Genomic DNA, 17426 nt, shown 5'->3' with positions numbered 1-17426 from the left:
CGGTTCTGATCGCCTGGTCCTGATCGGCCGGTTCCTGATCGCCTGGTTCCTGAACGGCCGGTTCCTGATCCGCGGACCGCTGCGGACGGCTCAGGGCTCCGGCGTCAGCGCGCGTCGGTAGCGCAGCTCCGGGACGCTGCTCCCACCCACGTCGTACGCCTCCTCGGCGCCGTCCGGCACAAAGCCGGCCCGCTCGTAGAACCGCTGGGCGCGGGTGTTGCCGCGTACCACCCACAGATACAGCGTGTGGAAGCCGTGCGCCCGGGCGCGGGCGGTGCCGGCGGCCATCAGGGCGCGGCCGATGCCGGTGCCGATCAGGCCGGGCGCCACATAGAGGGCGAGCAGTTCGCCCGCGGTCGGCTTCGGTGCGGGCAACTCCCCGGCCCCCGGGGCGATATCGGGGTCACGGGCCGGACCGACGCACGCCCAGCCGACGACCTCGCCGTCCCGCTCGGCCACCAGGTCCGACACCTCCGGCGGCCGGCGCCCGAACCACGACCGCCGCTGCCCGGCATCCGCGGCCACGCTCATCGCGTCCAGATACGCCTGGGGCATCAGCCCGCGGTAGGCCGTCTGCCAGCCGCGGACCCGCACCGCGGAGACGGCGTCGATATCGGCCTCGGTCATTTCCCGTATCCGTACGGGGTGCGGTGGCTGCGCGGCTACGCGGGCAGAAGTCCTCTCGGTCCCATCCATGCCGGAGAGGCTAGGGGGCCCGTCAAGGGATTTTTCCGGCCGCAGGCGGGGAGCGGCTTGACCTTGCCCCAGGTGTCAGGGTTCGAGACTCCCGGCATGGAACAGGCAACGAACGCCGGGCCGCCCGGGCCCGGAACACACCCCAGGACCGTGCTCGTCACCGGCGCCGGCACCGGGATCGGGCGCGCCACCGCCCACGCCTTCGCGGCGGAAGGCGCACGGGTGCTGGCGGTGGGCCGCCGGCCCGGACCGCTGGCGGAGACGGCCGCGGGGACCGGCACCGGGGACGGCGAGATCGTGCCGTACGCCGCCGACATCACCGCGGATGGTGTGCCCGGGGAACTCGTCCGCCACGCGGTCGAGACCTACGGCCGACTGGATGTGCTGGTCAACAATGCCGCGGTGGTGGGCAGCGGGGCGCTCGGCAGCTTCACCAAGGAGGGGATGGCCCCGCAGCTGGCGACGAACCTCGTCGCGCCGGTACTGCTGACCCAGGCGGCCGTCCCTCACCTGGAGCGGACCGGCGGGGTGGTGGTGAACATCAGCACCTCGGTCGGCCAGCGGGGCTGGCCGGGCAACTCGGTCTACGCCGCGACGAAGACCGGGCTCGAACTCCTCACCCGCAGCTGGGCGGTGGAACTGGCACCGCGCGGCGTACGGGTCGTCGCGGTCGCGCCCGGTGCGATCGAGACCCCGATCGCACAGCACCAGGGCTGGTCCCCGGAGCAGCGGGCGGCCCTACGGAAGTGGCAGATCGCGCACACACCCCTGGGGCGGGTGGGCCGTCCCGAGGAGGTGGCCTGGGCCGTCACCCGGCTCGCCGCGCCGTCCGCCTCGTTCGTGACCGGGGTGATCCTCCCGGTCGACGGGGGAGCGGTGGTCGGCTGACGGACCGGCCGGGGCAGGTCCGGGGCGCCCGCCCCGCCCTGGTAGAAACAGTGCCGGACGGGGAGGTGATCCGGTGCGGATCGGGGAGCTGGCGCAGGTCACGGGGGCGTCGCCGCGCGCGCTGCGCAACTACGAACGCGAGGGGCTGATCGCCTCGGAGCGGTCGGCGAACGGCTATCGCCACTACGACGCGCGCGCGGCCGTACGGGTCCGCAACATCCTCCACCTCCTGGCCGCCGGACTCACGCTCGCCGACGTCCACTGCTTCACGTCCTGCCTGGACGGCGATATGACCACTGCCCCGCCGTCCCCCGAGGGGCTGCGCATCGCCCGCGAGCGGCTGGCCGTCATCGATGCCCGGATCGCCGCCCAGACCGCAGCCCGCAACCGGCTGGCGCGGGCCCTGGAGTCGGTGCCGGCCGGCCCGGCCTGACGGCTGCCGCGGTCACATCAGGGTCAACTGGGTCGGCTCCGCAGGGTGGTCGGAGGTCTCGTCACCGGGGCTTCCGGCCGGTCCGGGAGCGGCGTCCGGCGGCGGGATCCGGCGGGCCCCGCCGGACCGGGCGGGCCCGATGCCGTACTCCGCGGCGAGTTCATGGACCTGGCGGGTGATCCGGCGCTGGTACCACGTGGGGGCATAGGCGCCGTCCGCGTACATCGTCGTGTAGCGCCGCACCAGATGCGGGTGGTGCTGCCCCAGCCACGCCATGAACCATTCGCGGGCGCCGGGCCGCAGATGCAGCACCAGCGGGGTGACGGAACCGGCACCGGCCTCCGCGATGGCCCGGACCGTGGCCCGCAGCTGGTCCGGCCGGTCCCCGAGGAACGGGATCACCGGCGCCATCAGCACACCGCACGGGATGCCGTGCGCGGCCAGCGTCCGCACCACGTCCAGCCGGCGGTCCGGGGCGGGCGTGCCGGGCTCGACCGTGCGCCACAGCTCGCGGTCCAGGAAGCCGACGGAGACCGAGATACCGACGTCGGTGACCGCGGCGGCCTCCCGCAGCAGCGGCAGATCGCGCAGGATGAGCGTGCCCTTGGTGAGGATCGAGAAGGGGTTGGCGTGGTCGCGCAGCGCCGCGATGATGCCGGGCATCAGGCGGTAGCGGCCCTCGGCGCGCTGATAGCAGTCGACGTTGGTGCCCATGGCTATGTGGTCGCCGCGCCAGCGGCGCCCGGCCAGCTCGCGGCGCAGCAGCTCGGGGGCGTTCACCTTCACCACGATCTGTGAGTCGAAGCCCTGCCCGGTGTCCAGGTCGAGGTAGCTGTGTGTCTTGCGGGCGAAGCAGTAGACACAGGCGTGACTGCAGCCGCGGTACGGGTTCACGGTCCATTCGAACGGCATCCGGGAGGCGCCCGGGACACGGTTCACGATCGAGCGGGCGCGCACCTCGTGGAAGGTGATCCCGCGGAACTCGGGGCGGTCGACCGTCCGGCTGACGACATCCGTGCCGAACAGCGCGGACGGGCTTTCGCCGAGATTGTCCCAGCGCATCGGGCCTCCTTCTGGATACTGCCGAGCCCCCCGTTCGCCATAATAGAACACATGTTCCCTTACGGCCTGGCGCCCCTGAATTTGGGCGCGCCGCCGCGGGGTGGTTGGCTGGGCGGCGCACCGCAGGACCGGCAGTCACTACTGGAGGAAGACACACATGGGTCAGGTCGAGGCCATCACGCAGCGCGAGATCGCGGCGGACCCGGAGGACGTGTTCGACGCGCTCGCCGACTACGCCGGCACGCGCCGGCAGCTGCTGCCCGAGCACTTCAGCGAGTACGAGGTCCGCGAGGGCGGCGACGGCAAGGGCACCCTCGTCCACTGGAAGCTCCAGGCCACGAGCAAGCGGGTGCGCGACTGCCTGCTGGAGGTCGACGAGCCGACCGACGGCCAGCTCGTGGAGAAGGACCGCAACTCCTCGATGGTGACCACCTGGGTCGTCACCCCGGCCGGTGAGCGGCGCGCCAGCGTCGTCGTCACCACCACCTGGCAGGGTGCCGGCGGTGTCGGCGGCTTCTTCGAGAAGACCTTCGCCCCCAAGGGGCTCGGCCGGATCTACGACGCCCTGCTCGCCAACCTCGCCGCCCACGTGGAGAAGTGAGCGGCGGTCACTCCCGTCACCCGGCATGCATGCCGTCACACTCACCGGTTCGGGTGGTTTCCGGTGAGCCGAAGTGTCCGTCCCGCTGGAGCACTTCCGTACGGAAAGCCCTGATGGGAGCCCAATAGCCGCCCCGGGCAACGTACTTGACGTCCGGTCCCGCCCCGTCCGCACCCCTTTGCCGCGCTTGATCGGTGTTGTCGCCCAATGCGAGAACTTGGGCGGCAACAGGCGTGACGAGGGGAGCAGCACGTGGGCGGGACCACTCTGAGCGAGCGGGTCGAGCGCACCGATCCGCCCGCATCCGGTGCGACAACGGCAACGCCAATGGCTACGGCTACGGCTATGGCAACGCCAATGGCAGTGCCACCGGCTCCGGCTTCGGCTCCGGTCGCGAGCGCCGGGCCAGAGGCGCTCGGCCCCGGTGCGCCGGTGCCGGTCAGCCCCCGCTGTATCCGGCTGATCTTCGGCGGCCTGATGCTGACGCTGCTGCTCGCGGCCCTCGATCAGTCCATCGTCGCCGCCGCGCTCCCGAAGATCGTCGGTGAGCTGCACGGTCTGGGCCCGATGTCCTGGGCGGTGACGTCCTACCTGCTCGCCTCGGCCATCGGACTGCCCCTCTACGGGAAGCTCGGCGACCTCTTCGGCCGTAAGCCCGTCTTCCTCTTCGCCCTCCTCGTCTTCACCGTCGGCTCGGCGCTGGCCGGCTGGTCACGGACCATGGACGAACTGGTCATCTTCCGGGCGGTCCAGGGCGTCGGCGGCGGTGGGCTGATCATCGGCGTCCAGGCGATCATCGCCGATGTCGTACCGCCGCGGTCCCGCGGCCGCTCCATGGGCCTGATCGGTACCGCCTTCGGCCTCGCCTCCGTGGCCGGACCGCTGATCGGCGGCTTCTGCGCCGACCATGTCTCCTGGCGCTGGTGCTTCTACCTCAACGTTCCGTTCGGAGCGCTGACGTTCCTGGTCATCGCCTGTGTGCTGAAGCTGCCCCGGCCCACGCGGCGCATCAAGCTGGACATCGCCGGGGCGCTGCTGCTCGCCGCGTTCTCCACCTGCCTGGTCCTGCTGACCAGTTGGGGCGGCACCACCTACGCCTGGGACTCGCGGGTCGTCCTCGGCCTCGGCGCCGGCGCGCTCGGCACCGCCCTGCTGTTCCTCGCGGTCGAGTACTTCGCCACCGAACCGCTGCTCCCGCTGCGACTGTTCCGCGACTCGGTCTTCCATGTCACCGGTCTGATCGGCGCCGCCGTCGGCATCGCGCTCTTCGGCGCCGCCAGCTATCTGCCGACCTTCCTGCAGAGGGCCGACGGCGCCACGGCTACCGAGTCCGGGCTGCTGATGCTGCCCCTGATGGGCGGCATCGTCCTGGCCTCCCTCGTCTCCGGCCACCTCATCGGCCGCACCGGCCACTACAAGGTCTTCCCCGTCCTGGGGTGTGCGGTGGCCGCGGTGGGGATGTGGCTGCTGTCGCGAGGGCAGCAGGACACCGCGCGGGAGCTCTACAGCCTCTGGACGGGCCTCCTCGGCCTCGGCATCGGCTTCGTCCTGCCGGTGCTGGTGCTTGCCGTGCGGAACTCCCTGCGCACCGCCGACCTCGGCACCGCGACCAGCGCCACCCACTACTTCCGGCAACTCGGCGGCTGCGTCGGCGCGGCCCTCTTCGGCTCCCTCCTCGCCGACCGGCTGGCCCGCCGGCTCGGTGACCGGCAGTCGGCGTCGGCGCAGCTGTCCGATCCGGAGTCGATCACCCCGCAACTGCTGCGTGTGCTGCCCGCCTCGCTGCGCGACAGCTCTGTCGCCGCGTATGCGGACGCCATGCCGGGGATCTTCTTCGCTCTCGTGCCGGTGCTCGTCCTGGGCCTTGTGCTCGCCTTCTTCCTGAAAGTGAAACCCCTGGTGTCCCACGCTTCTCATGCTCCGCAGGCCGCCCCGTCCCCGCAGGCCGCCCCGTCCCCGCAGGCCGCCCCGTCCCCGCAGGCGCCGTACGGCGACCCGGCCGACCCCGCCGCCGTACCGCAGGCGCGTTCCGCCACGGACACGACCACCGTCAACTCCCGTGGCTCCGGCTCCGCTTATGCCCGTGCGCACAGCTACGCCACCACCGGACACACCGCCGTCATGGCCGGCGTCCCGGTCTGCGGCACCGTCCAGCACCACGACGGCAGCATCGTGCCGCGCGCCGCGCTCACCCTCATCGATGTCGCCGGCCGGCAGATCGGCCGCGGCGCCACCGGAGAGGACGGCCGGTATGCGCTGAGCACCCCGGGTGCCGGCTCGTATGTGCTGATCGCGGCGGCGGGCGGCCACCAGCCGCAGGCGGTCACCGTCACGGTCGGCGAGCGGCCGGTCGAGCTGGATGTCGTGCTCGGCGGCGCGGGGCGGCTCGCGGGTACCGTCACCACCGCCGACGGCACCCCCGTGCGCGATGCCATGGTCACTCTCACCGATGTCCGCGGTGAGGTCGTCGCCACCACCCGCAGCGGGCGCGAAGGCGGCTATGTCATCGGGGAGTTGGTGGCCGGCGAGTACACCCTGGCCTCCAGCGCCCCGGCGTTCCGCCCCGCCGCGCTGCCGGTGACCGTCCAGGCCTCCCGGGAGACCCGCCAGGACATCGAGCTCGCCGGTGGCGCGGTGCTGCGCGGGACCGTACGGGCCGGCGGCGGCCGTACCGTCGAGGACGCCAGGGTCACCCTGCTGGACGCCGCCGGGAATGTTGTCGACACCGCGACCACCGGGCCCGACGGGCTGTTCCGCTTCGTGGATCTGTCGGCCGGCGAGTACACCGTCATCGCCGCCGGATACCCGCCGGTGGCCACCGTCCTCCAGGTGGCCGGCGGCGGCCGCACCGAACGTGACCTCCAGCTGGGGCACGAGGACTGAACGCACCGCTACGGTTACCGGAACAGCCGGAACAGCCGGAACAGCCGGAACAGCCGGAACAGCCGGAACAGCCGGAACAGCCGGAACAGCCGGAACAGCCGGAACAGCCGCACCTGACGTAGCGTCAAATGTGCCTGTGCTCAGGGGAGATGGGATGAGGGACCGGCCCCCGGCGGCAGGCGCGGCCGTGATGGGATGACCGGATGGCGGAGATCAGCTTTCCGGAGCCACGCATCGGACCGGAATGGGCGCGGCGGCGCATCGGGGCGTTCCGTGACGCGGCGGCCTTCGAGCGGTTCGCGGCGGTGTACCGGGAGGCGATGGAGGGGCTGCCCGAGCCCGTTGAGCAGCGGACCGTGGAGACCTCGTACGGGACGGTGCGGGTGTACCGCTTCGGTTCGGGGGACGGAGTGCCGCTCGTCCTGATGCCGGGAAGACAGTCGTGCACCCCGCTGTGGCGGACGAATCTGCCGGGGCTGATGCGGAGCGGGCGCCCCGTGTACGCCGTCGACGGGCTCGGGGAGCCGGGCTGCAGCGTGCAGTCGGCGCCGATGACGTCCGGTGCCGATCAGGCGGCCTGGATCGACGAGATGCTCGCTCGGCTCGCACTGCCCCGGGCGCATGTGCTGGAGGTGTCGATCGGGGGCTGGCTGGCGGTGCAGGTCGCCCTGCACCGTCCGGAGCGGATCGCGTCGGTGATCGCGCTGGATCCGGCGAACACCTTCGCGCCGCTGAGCTGGAAGATGATCGTGGTCTCGCTGGGGAGCGTGCTCCCCGAGATGCCGGAGGGGCTGCGCAACCGCCTGCTGGGCTGGATCTCGGGCGGGATCGGCGACGCCTCGGAGCACATCGAGGGCCGGCTGATCGCCTCCGGTATGCGGGACTTCAAGGTCAGCTTCCCGGCCCCGGCCCTGCCCGGCGAGGACGAGCTGCGTTCCCTCCGCGTCCCCGTACTGGCACTGATCGCCGGGAAGAGCATCGCGCATGACGCCGGGAAGGCCGCGGCCCGCGCCCGTACCCTGCGCGAGCGCACCGTGGAGGTCTGGCCGGAGGCCTCCCACGCGATCAGCGGGGAGTACCCGGAGCGGCTCGCGGAGCGGGTGGACGCCTTTCTCGACGGGGTGGAGAACCGTCAGGGCTGACCCGTGAGGGAGGCGGGGGCCGCGCCGAAGCGCAGCCGGGTGATGAGCGGGCGGTCCGTGCGCAGCAGCGGCAGGGCGGCGGCGCGCGGTGCGAGATAGCCGAGGAAGCCGCGGCCCGCGGGGAGCGGCACCTCGGACACCTCGCTGATGGTCGGATGGGCCTGCCACAGGTGGTCCCGGTCGGCCGCGTCCATGCCCCAGGGCATCGGGGGCAGACGATGGCCGCCCGGCCCCTTCGCACGGGTGCGGGTGCGGGCGCTGAAGCGCCGCGAGACGGTGTCGAACACCATCGCGCCGCCGGGGAACGCACCCGCGCAGGCGGCGATCAGCCGGTTCACCTGCGCGGGCTGCAGATACATCAGCAGGCCCTGTGCGGTCACCAGGACACCGCGTGCGGGATCGATGTCCGCCATCCACTGGCTGTCCCGGGCGTCGCAGGCCACCAGTCGCTGCCGCGCCCCGTGGGGCAGCACGCGCTTGCGCAGCGCCAACGGGCCGTTGAGGTCGACGGTGACCCACTGGGCCCGGCCGTTGTCCACCCGCCAGAACTGCGTCTCCAGGCCCTCGCCGAGAGCGACCACGGTGCCGTCCGGACGGTCGGCGAGAAACGCCCGCACCACACGGTCGAACCCGAGGGCGCGCAGGGCGATGGCCTGCGCCAGCCAGGGCCGGGCGGCGCCCATCCGTTCCTGGAAAGGGAAGTCGATCTCGGTGATGAGCTGTACGGCGCGTGGATCGGGCAGCACCGTGTCCGGGCGGGCGGCCTCGGCGGCGCGGTGATAGAGCGTCCACAACGCCGTTTCGGGAACTCCCTTGAGGTCTGCCTTGACGCGGCCTGGCACCGAGTTCCTCCCAGAGTGCGGTGTGGGGCGGTGAGCGGGCGGCGCGTATGCCCGGCGGACCACCGGTGGCGCTGCCTCGCTCATGCGGCGTTGATATCCCGGCGCAGCCCCGTACGGGGCCGTTCGGGGTGCCGGTCACCCTGGGGAGTGCAAAGTCGTACCGCCTCGTAGGGCGTCCGAAAGGAGCCGGAAGCGGACGGGGCGGCCCGCCAACGGCCCGTGCCCGTGCGGCGCGTAGGGTTCTGCGCCGCGGGTTCCCCGGGAATCCGCCGACGAGCCAAGGGGGATGGGGGAGTCATGGCGGCAGCGGGGTGGCGGAGACGGATACCGGGCCGGCGGGCGGTGGCCGTCATCGTGGTGGTCCTGGCCGTGCTCGCGGGTGGCGGATATGCGGCGAAGCCGCTGTGGCAGCCGTGGTGGTACGCGACGCACCTCTGTGAGGGGCTGCTCTCGGCGGACGACCTGGCGGAGGTACTCCCCACCGAGCAGCTGCGGGCCGGCAAGGAGGAGGCGGATCTCGCCCACGGCCGGTTGCGGTGCGCCGCGGCTGCCGCTGCCGCAGCGGGCGGTGCTGCGTCCGAAGGCCGTGCCGCTGGAGAAGGGCGGCGCGGGCTGCGGCTGGCTGGCCCGTGCCCGGCTCCCCGAGAACCCGGCGGGCAGGCCCTGGCGGGTCGTCGCCCGCTCCGACGCGCAGGCGGCGATCACCAGCTGCGCCCTCGTGGACGGCACGAGCGGGGAGTCGTATGCCGAGTTCAGCGGCTGGTACGGCGACTGGACGGACAAGTCCTTCGACACACTGATCGGCGCCAACGTCCGGCTTCCGCGCGACTTCCCGGACGACGGCCAGGTGATGAGCGAGGACTTCGGCACCGCCGCCGCCCGCTGCGACGGGGAGTCCGCCCACTACGAGGCGAGCAGCTACCCGGGCAGTACGGACCGGCGTCTCGCCGCGAGTGAACTGCGGCCGCTGCTGGTCGCGTTCGCCCGGGACCAGGCCGGGCGGCGGGGCTGCAGCCGGCTGGCGCTGCCGGGGCGGCGGATCATCCCGAACGGGAGATGAGACAGGGCGGTTCCGCCGCCGGCGCGCGGGAGCGAGCCGGCAGCTGCGTGCGCAGACACCCGCCCGGCGCATCCGGCGGACGCCGTGGGGCCGGGGGCCCGCCGGAGGTCAGGGCGTCAGATCGCGGTGGATGACCCGGGCGGCGCGCTCGACGGTGGCCACGCCGTCGTCCATGGTGTGGTTTCCGGTGGAGAGGACGGCCATGCCGTAGTCGTTCCCGCTGCCGTTGAAGGCGCCGACGCTGTTCACCCGCCAGCCGTCGGTCTTGCGCGGCAGCCAGCCGTTCTTGACGTGGACGGTGGCACTGCCGGGGGCACCGGCGGGGACACCCCAGCGCTGGTCGGGGACGACCCGGTGCATCAGGCCGAGGGCGTAACCGCGGGAGGCGGCCTTGAGCACCGGGCTGTCCGTGGTGAGCAGCCGCATCAGGGTGAGCTGGTCACCGGCCGTGATCTGGGTGAGACCCCAGGCGCCGTGCGGGCCCGGGACGGTGTGCCGCATGCCGGCCAGGGACAGGAAGTGCTGGACGCCGGCGGGGCGGATCCGGCGCCAGAGCTCGGTGGTCGCCTTGTTGTCCGACTTGGTGATCATGGCGGTGGTCAGCTTCACCTCGTGCGGGGTCAGCTTGCGGTGCGCCTCCTCGGCCTGCCGGAGCAGCGCCGCGAGCACCGTGACCTTCACCACGCTCGCCGAGTCGAAGTGAGCGCCGGCCTTGAACTCGCAGTGGGTCCTGGTGCGCCGGTCGTAGATCGCCAGCGCCGAGGCGCCCTCCCGCCCGTGGAGGGCGTCGGCGATGTCCTGGGACAGTGCGGGCGCCAGGCCGGGCTGCTCCGAGGTGCACACGACCTTGGAGCCGCCCACCGGCGCGCTGCCGGAGCCGGCCGAGGCCGGGGTCGCTGTGGTGAGCACCGTGAGCAGCGATCCGGCGGCCACGACCGCGGCCAGCCCGCGGCGCGCGTAGGTCGATATGCGTGATCCGTGCATGGGGGTGATGTCCTGTCCCGCTGTGTATCGGAGGCTCGCCGTCGGGCGGCCGGCCTCGTGCGACCGGCTGTGCGTCGGGTCGCAGCGGCCGTGCGGCCGGCCGGTGTCCCGCTTCAGGGGTCACGGTGACGATACGTGGCGGGGGTGCGGACACCCTGGGCGTGATGGGTGGATTGTCCGTATTTGGGGGGTGTGTCGGGATGTGACATTCGCCAAATCCGAGGGCGAATGCGGGCAGTGTCTCTAGGGGCGTGGCAGGGCCTTCCGGGGCTTGGCGGTGGTGCGCGGGCGGCGGGTGGCGGCCGCCCGGCGCCGGCGTGCGGCCGCCATCAGCTGGCGGCTGCGGAGGGCCATCTCGATCTCGAAGCGGGTCCGTGGATCCCGGAGGCGGGCGCCGAACAGCTTCTCCAGCTGACGCATCCGGTAGCGGACCGTCTGCGGGTGGATGCTGAGCGCCTTGGCCACCTCCGGGGCCCCCATGCCGCCGAGCCAGGCGAGCAGCGTGGCCTCCAGGCGCTCGCACCGCTCCGGTGTCAGCCCCGCGAGCGGACGCAGACGGTGGGCGATCAGGGTGTGGGTCAGTGACTCGTCCTGGAGGAGGACGAGGGAGGAGAGGTGGTCGTCGACGAACACCACTCCGGCCTCGGGGCCGTCGTGCGCGGACGCCAGGTCCAGCAGCCGGGACGCGGCGCGTACGGAGGCGGCGGCCTCCGTCGGCGGCACCGCCTGGCCGACCACCGCGGCGCGATGGCGCAGGACACCCTTCAGCCTGGCCCGTCCGCTCTTGCCGTCGGCCAGCTCGGCGGGGATCAGCAGGCCCGGCGCCTCGCCCGGTGTGCTGACGAGGCAGTCGCCCAGTGCGGACGCCACCAGATGGATATCGGTGTCGGTGCGCAGCATGACCGCGCGCACCTTCTCGGGCAGCGGACGGCCGGACCGCAGGACATCCTGGATCAGCCGGGCCACCTGCTGGTGACCACCCCGCTCGATCACTTCCTTGAAGCTCGGATTGCGATCGCAAAGGGATTGCGCGATCAGTTCGGTCAAGATCGCGAGTTGGGCTTCGCTGTCGGCTCGCGTGTCACCGCATTGCGGTAACCGGACGCCATTGAGTGCCTCGCTCACCATTCTGCCTCTGTTTCCTCGCGTGGGAAGCTGGTCCGGCCTGTTGTACCTCACCTGGCATGTGCCGTCGGCAGCTGACAGAACTCGTTCAGAAGTCCTTACGGATTCCGTCGGAAGTCCTTCCGCTTTGCGACAGAAACTGTGCGAGATGCGGTGGGAGACGAGCGTACCCCCAGCTTCCGCTTGGAAGGAATCGTGGTGCTGCGATGAAGAAGTCGTGCTGGTGTCCTCAACGGGGCAGCCCTGGAACGCGCTGGACGGGGCGTCAGAACGAAGGCCCTGGTTAGGCTGGGCAAGCCGTTCGGGATCGCTGAAACTGTGGTGTGACCGGGCGACGTCAGGTGTCGTGCGTACCGCCTCCTAGCTGCGACGGGACTGGTGCATGTGAAAATCCTCATCTCCGCGGACATGGAGGGCGCCACGGGTGTGACCTGGCCGGCCGATGTGCTGCCGGGCACACCGCAGTGGGAGCGCTGCCGCCATATGTTCACGTCCGACGTCAATGCGGCGATTGCCGGATTCTTCGACGGCGGAGCCGACGAGGTACTGGTCAACGAGGCGCACTGGACGATGCGCAATCTGCTGCTGGAACAGCTCGACGAGCGCGCGCAGATGCTCACCGGACGGCATAAATCGCTGAGCATGGTCGAAGGTGTGCAGCACGGAGACGTCGACGGGATCGCCTTCGTCGGCTACCACACCGGGGCAGGCACCGAGGGCGTCCTCGCGCACACCTACCTCGCCAACACCCTCACCGGCGTCTGGGTCGACGGCACCCGCGCGAGCGAGGGCTATCTGAACTCCCTGGTGGTCGCCGAGTACGGCGTCCCCGTGGTGCTGGTCACCGGCGACGACCGCACCTGCCAGGACGCGCTGGGGTACGCCCCGCAGGCGCCCGGTGTGGCGGTCAAGGACTATGTGTCGCGCTATGCGGCGGTCTGCCGTCCGCCGGCCCGCACGGCGGCCGAGATCCGGGCCGCCGCCCACAAGGGAACGGCGCTGGCGGTGCGTCATGAACCGTCCTGGCGCGGGCCGTTCCGGTTCGAGCTGGAATTCGACGCCGAACATCTGGTGGGCGCGGCGACCTGCGTGCCCGGCGTGGAACGATGCGGGGAGCGCCGCATCGCGTATACCGGTCAGAACATGTACGAAGCCATCCGGTGCTTCAAGGCGGTCACCACCGTCGTGTCGTCCGCCGTGGAGGAACAATATGGCTGAGGTGGAGTTCGCCGGGGAGCCCGGCACCGGGCAGGCCCCCGGCGTGGACCGGCAGGCACTCGACGAGGTGGTGCGGTTCACCTCCGAACTGATCCGGATCGATACCAGCAACGCCGGTGACGGCGCCTGCCAGGAGCGCCCGGCCGCCGAGTACGTCGCCGAGCGGCTGGCCGGGGCCGGCCTGACGCCGACGCTGCTGGAGCGCAGCAAGGGCCGTACGAATGTGGTCGCCCGTATCGAGGGCACCGACCCCGCGGCCGATGCCCTGCTGGTGCACGGCCATCTCGACGTGGTGCCCGCCGAGCCCGCCGACTGGAGTGTGCACCCCTTCTCCGGGGAGATCCGCGACGGTGTCGTCTGGGGCCGCGGCGCCATCGACATGAAGAACATGGACGCGATGGTGCTCGCCACGGTCCGCCAGTGGGCCCGCAGCGGTGTGCGGCCGCGGCGGGACATCGTGCTCGCCTTCACGGCCGACGAAGAGGCCAGCGCCGAGGACGGCTCCGGCTTCCTGGCCGATCAGCACCCCGGGCTCTTCGAGGGCTGCACCGAAGGCATCAGCGAGTCCGGGGCGTTCACCTTCCACGCCGGCGGCGGGATGCAGTTGTATCCGGTGGCGGCGGGGGAGCGCGGGACGGCCTGGCTGAAGCTGACCGCACGGGGGCGGGCCGGGCACGGCTCGAAGGTCAACCGCGACAACGCCGTCAGCCGGCTGGCCGCGGCCGTGGCCCGGATCGGCGAGCACGACTGGCCGGTCCGGCTCACCCCGACGGTACGGGCCGCGCTCCGCGAACTCGCCGCGCTGCAGGCCATCGAGGTGGATGTCGACTCGCCGCGCTGTGATGTCGATGCGCTGCTCGGCAAGCTCGGCCCGGCCGCCAGACTGGTCGAGCCGACCGTCCGCAACAGCGCCAATCCGACGATGCTGGCGGCCGGTTACAAGATCAATGTGATCCCGGGAACCGCCGTCGCCCATGTCGACGGCCGGGTGGTCCCCGGCGGCGAGACGGAGTTCCGCGAAACCCTGGACGAGCTCACCGGACCCGACGTGAGCTGGGAATACCACCATCGCGAGGTCGCGCTGGAGGCTCCGGTCGACTCCCCGACGTTTGCCGCGATGCGGGCCGCGATCGAGCGCTTCGACCCGGACGGCCAGGTCGTGCCGTACTGCATGTCCGGCGGTACCGACGCCAAGCAGTTCTCCCGGCTGGGCATCACCGGCTACGGCTTCTCACCGCTGAAACTGCCCGAGGGGTTCGACTACCAGGCGCTCTTCCACGGCGTGGACGAGCGTGTGCCGGTCGAGGGGCTGCACTTCGGTGTCCGGGTCCTCGATCATTTCCTGCGTGCGGTCTGACCGGCCGACGCATCGCCCGACCGGTGTGGAGAGGAACTGCAGCATGGTGACCACGGCTCCGTACGGCGGCTGGACGTCCCCGATAGATGCCCGGACGGTCGCCGCGCACGACGGCCGGCCGGCCTTCGTCGGTGTTGTGGGCGACGAGGTGTGGTGGACGGAGCCGCGGCCCGCCGAGGGCGGCCGGCGGGCGCTGGTCCGCCGGCGGCCGGACGGCACCGAGGAGTCGGTGCTGCCCGCGCCCTGGAACGTCCGCAGCCGGGTGCTGGAGTACGGCGGCCAGCCCTGGGCCGGTGCGGTCACCGAGCGCGGACCGCTGGTCGTCTTCAGCAACTTTGCCGACCAGCGGCTGTACGCCTACGCACCGGCCAGCGACGAGGCCCCGCGCCCGCTCACCCCGCACTCCGGCATCGGTGACGGGCTGCGCTGGGCCGATCCGGTGCTGCGCCCGGAGCTCGGTGAGGTGTGGTGCGTCCTGGAGGAGTTCACGGGCGACCGGCCGACCGATGTGCGCCGGGTGATCGCAGCCGTCCCGCTCGACGGCTCGGCCGCCGAACACCGCTCTTCGGTAAGGGAGTTGAGCGACGACCGGCATCGCTTCGTGACCGGTCCGCGGATCTCCCCGGACGGGCGGCGGGCCGCCTGGCTCGCCTGGGACCACCCCCGGATGCCCTGGGAGGGCACGCTGGCGATGGTGGCCCGGGTCACCGGAAAGGGCGAGTTCGAGGACGTCCGGCCGCTCGTCGGCGACCTCGGCCCCAGCGCCCCGCACGGCGGTGCGGCCGGTGAGTCCGTCGCCCAGATCGAGTGGGCGGCCGATGGCTCCCTGCTGTTCGTCTCGGACCTCAGCGGCTGGTGGGAGCTGCAGCGCATCGACCCCGACGGTGAGGGTCCCCCCGCGCGAGCGGAGCCGAGTGCGGGGGAGCGCGACGGCGTGGTGGCGAGCCGCGCGCTGTGCCCCGCCCGACAGGAGGAGTTCGGCGGGCCGCTGTGGACCGTCGGCCAGCGCTGGTTCCTCCCCCTGGAGAACGGCACCCTCGCGGTGATCCACGGCCAGGGCTCCACCACCCTGGGCATCCTCGACCCGGTGACCGGCGAACTGGTCGACGCGGCGGGCCCGTGGACCGAATGGGCGCCCAGCCTCGCCGTACACGGCAGCCGCGTCCTCGGCATCGCCGCCGGCCCGCACAGCTCGTACGAGATCGTCGAACTGGACACCTGCACCGGACGCGCCCGGGTACTGGCCTGCCGGCATGCCGACGTCCTGGACCCGGCCTACTACCCCCGGCCGCTGAGCCGGACCTTCACCGGCCCCGACGGGCGGGACATCCACGCCCACCTCTACCCGCCGCACAACCCCGACCACCGCGCCCCCGACGGTGAGCTGCCCCCCTTCGTGGTGTGGGCGCACGGCGGCCCCACCGGCCGCGCCCCGCTGGTGCTCGACCTGGAGATCGCCTACTTCACCACCCGGGGCATCGGCGTCGCCGAGGTCAACTACGGCGGCTCGACGGGCTACGGCCGCGAATACCGCGAGCGGCTGCGCGGCCAGTGGGGAGTGGTGGACGTCGAGGACTGTGCCGCCGTCGCCCGCGCGCTGGCCGACGAGGGCGCCGCCGACCGCGCCCGGCTGGCCATCCGCGGCGGCAGCGCGGGCGGCTGGACCGCCGCCGCCTCCCTGACCGCCACCGACCTCTATGCCTGCGGCACCATCAGCTATCCGATCCTGGACCTGACCGGCTGGGCCACCGGCGAGACCCATGACTTCGAGTCGCAGTATCTGGAGTCGCTGGTGGGACCGTTCGCCGATGTGCCCGACCGCTATCGCGAGCGCTCGCCGCTGCACCGCGCGGACCGGATCGCCGCGCCGTTCCTGCTGCTCCAGGGCCTGGACGATGTGATCTGCCCGCCCGCGCAGTGCGAACGGTTCCTCGCCGAGGTCGCCGGGCGCGGCATACGGCACGCCTATCTGCCGTTCCCCGGGGAAGGACACGGCTTCCGCCGCGCGGAGACCATCGTCCGCGCCGTGGAGGCCGAACTCTCCCTCTACGCCCAGACCTTCGGCATCACCCGCAGCGATGTCCCGACGCTGGAGCTGCGCGGATGACGGTGTCCTGGCCGGTCCGGCCACCGCGGCTGCGGCCCGGCGACCGGGTGGCGGTGGTGGCGCCCAGCGGCCCGATCGTGGCGGAGCGGCTGGACCGCGGGCTGGACGTGCTCCGCGGCTGGGACCTCGACCCGGTCGCCGCGCCCCATGCCCGCGGGACCCACCCCACACTGAGCTATCTCGCCGCCTCCGACGAGGAGCGGGCCCGCGACCTCCAGGAGGCGTGGTGCGATCCGTCCGTCAAGGCGGTGTTCGCGGCGCGCGGTGGCTATGGCGCCCAGCGGATGGTCGACCTGCTGGACTGGGACGCCCTGTGTGCCGCGGCGCCCAAACCGCTGGTCGGCTTCAGCGATGTGACGGTGCTGCACGAGGCGTTCGCGGTACGTGCCGGGGTGTCCACCCTGCACGGGCCGGCCGTCGCGGGGGAGGTGTTCCTCAAGGACGACGCCACCCGTGACCATCTGCGGCGCACGCTGTTCGCGCCGGAGACCGTCCGCACCCTGGTGTCGCCGTCCGCCCGGCCGCTGGTGCCGGGCCGGGCCCGCGGGGTCACCCTCGGCGGCTGTCTGGCCATGCTCGCCACCGAGCTGGGCACCCCGCGGGCCCGGCCGGGCGCGGCGGGCGGACTGCTCCTGCTGGAGGACGTCGGGGAATCGCCCTACCGCATCGACCGGGCGCTCACCCAGCTGCTGCGCGCCGGCTGGCTGGACGGTGTCGCCGGGATCGTCCTCGGCTCCTGGGCCCGCTGCGGTCCCTACGACCGGGTGCGGGAGGTGCTGGTGGACCGGCTGGCCGGGTTCGGGGTGCCGGTGGCCGAGGAGTTCGGGTTCGGACACGGTGAGTCCGCGCTGACCGTGCCGCTGGGCCTCCCCGCCGAGCTGGACGCCACGGCCGGCACGCTGACCTTCGAGGAACCGGCGGCGGTGTGAGCGCGTAACCGGCCTGAGGGCTGGTCATCGCCCCGCCGTCCAGGGCCTCATGGGGAATCCGCGGCTCGCCCCGGCCGAAGACGCCACTGAACGCACGTC

General features: G+C 72.4%; 15 protein-coding genes. 10 read left to right on the top strand and 5 right to left on the bottom strand.

Going from position 1 to position 17426, the window contains the following annotated elements:
- Positions 1 to 90: 90 nt before the first annotated feature.
- Entirely contained in the window at positions 91 to 627 is a 537-nt protein-coding gene (locus AB0C46_RS08765) for a GNAT family N-acetyltransferase (RefSeq protein ID WP_362827020.1), read from the bottom strand.
- A gap of 165 nt (positions 628 to 792) precedes the next feature.
- Here AB0C46_RS08765 and AB0C46_RS08760 point away from each other — a divergent pair, with 165 nt between their 5' ends.
- On the top strand, positions 793 to 1584 hold the full coding sequence (locus tag AB0C46_RS08760; RefSeq protein WP_362826835.1) for an SDR family oxidoreductase: 792 nt from the start codon (positions 793 to 795) through the stop codon (positions 1582 to 1584).
- A 73-nt stretch (positions 1585 to 1657) separates the two neighbouring features.
- Entirely contained in the window at positions 1658 to 2017 is a 360-nt protein-coding gene (locus tag AB0C46_RS08755) for a MerR family transcriptional regulator (protein ID WP_362826833.1), read from the top strand.
- Between the two features lie 12 nt (positions 2018 to 2029).
- Here AB0C46_RS08755 and AB0C46_RS08750 read toward each other — a convergent pair whose 3' ends face one another.
- Positions 2030 to 3079 (bottom strand): Rv2578c family radical SAM protein, encoded by a 1050-nt coding sequence (locus AB0C46_RS08750; RefSeq protein WP_362826831.1) that lies wholly within the window; start codon positions 3077 to 3079, stop codon positions 2030 to 2032.
- A 157-nt stretch (positions 3080 to 3236) separates the two neighbouring features.
- Between AB0C46_RS08750 and AB0C46_RS08745 the strand changes: the two genes are divergently transcribed.
- From AB0C46_RS08745 to AB0C46_RS08735, 3 genes are all read left to right on the top strand, one after another.
- A complete protein-coding gene (locus AB0C46_RS08745) occupies positions 3237 to 3680 on the top strand; it encodes an SRPBCC family protein (protein WP_362826830.1) in 444 nt (147 codons plus the stop codon).
- Positions 3681 to 4037: 357 nt separating this feature from the next.
- The gene (locus AB0C46_RS08740; protein WP_362826829.1) at positions 4038 to 6563 is read left to right on the top strand and encodes a DHA2 family efflux MFS transporter permease subunit; all 2526 of its coding nucleotides are present in this window, start codon (positions 4038 to 4040) and stop codon (positions 6561 to 6563) included.
- 203 nt (positions 6564 to 6766) lie between these two features.
- Complete coding sequence (locus AB0C46_RS08735; protein WP_362826827.1) at positions 6767 to 7705, top strand: alpha/beta hydrolase; 939 nt, start codon at positions 6767 to 6769, stop codon at positions 7703 to 7705.
- Here AB0C46_RS08735 and AB0C46_RS08730 read toward each other — a convergent pair.
- Positions 7696 to 8547: a class I SAM-dependent methyltransferase gene (locus AB0C46_RS08730; protein WP_362826825.1), complete on the bottom strand. Its 852-nt coding sequence runs from the start codon at positions 8545 to 8547 to the stop codon at positions 7696 to 7698. The genes AB0C46_RS08735 and AB0C46_RS08730 overlap by 10 nt on opposite strands.
- Positions 8548 to 9115: 568 nt before the next feature.
- On the opposite strand from AB0C46_RS08730, the gene AB0C46_RS08725 reads away from it, so the two are divergent.
- Positions 9116 to 9607, top strand: a complete 492-nt coding sequence (locus AB0C46_RS08725; protein WP_362826824.1) for a hypothetical protein — start codon at positions 9116 to 9118, stop codon at positions 9605 to 9607.
- Positions 9608 to 9715: 108 nt separating this feature from the next.
- On the opposite strand, the gene AB0C46_RS08720 is transcribed toward AB0C46_RS08725, so the two are convergent.
- The gene (locus AB0C46_RS08720; RefSeq protein ID WP_362826822.1) at positions 9716 to 10591 is read right to left on the bottom strand and encodes a serine hydrolase; all 876 of its coding nucleotides are present in this window, start codon (positions 10589 to 10591) and stop codon (positions 9716 to 9718) included.
- A gap of 243 nt (positions 10592 to 10834) precedes the next feature.
- On the bottom strand, positions 10835 to 11638 hold the full coding sequence (locus AB0C46_RS08715; protein ID WP_362826821.1) for a helix-turn-helix domain-containing protein: 804 nt from the start codon (positions 11636 to 11638) through the stop codon (positions 10835 to 10837).
- A 462-nt stretch (positions 11639 to 12100) separates the two neighbouring features.
- Here AB0C46_RS08715 and AB0C46_RS08710 point away from each other — a divergent pair, with 462 nt between their 5' ends.
- From AB0C46_RS08710 to AB0C46_RS08695, 4 genes are read left to right on the top strand one after another with little or no spacing between them, the layout of a single operon-like run.
- Entirely contained in the window at positions 12101 to 12934 is an 834-nt protein-coding gene (locus tag AB0C46_RS08710) for a M55 family metallopeptidase (protein WP_362826820.1), read from the top strand.
- Positions 12927 to 14291 (top strand): M20/M25/M40 family metallo-hydrolase, encoded by a 1365-nt coding sequence (locus AB0C46_RS08705; RefSeq protein ID WP_362826818.1) that lies wholly within the window; start codon positions 12927 to 12929, stop codon positions 14289 to 14291. The genes AB0C46_RS08710 and AB0C46_RS08705 overlap by 8 nt, the downstream gene beginning before the upstream one ends.
- A gap of 43 nt (positions 14292 to 14334) precedes the next feature.
- Entirely contained in the window at positions 14335 to 16398 is a 2064-nt protein-coding gene (locus AB0C46_RS08700; RefSeq protein WP_362826816.1) for a prolyl oligopeptidase family serine peptidase, read from the top strand.
- Entirely contained in the window at positions 16395 to 17327 is a 933-nt protein-coding gene (locus tag AB0C46_RS08695; RefSeq protein ID WP_362826814.1) for an LD-carboxypeptidase, read from the top strand. Before AB0C46_RS08700 ends, AB0C46_RS08695 begins: the two co-directional genes overlap by 4 nt.
- Positions 17328 to 17426 lie beyond the last annotated feature (99 nt).

Origin of the sequence: Streptomyces sp. NPDC048637, assembly GCF_040650675.1 — a bacterium.
In the GTDB taxonomy this organism is placed as follows: Bacteria; Actinomycetota; Actinomycetes; order Streptomycetales; family Streptomycetaceae; genus Streptomyces.
Note: the sequence above shows the minus strand (reverse complement) of the source record. Positions and strands in the feature narration are given on the sequence as shown.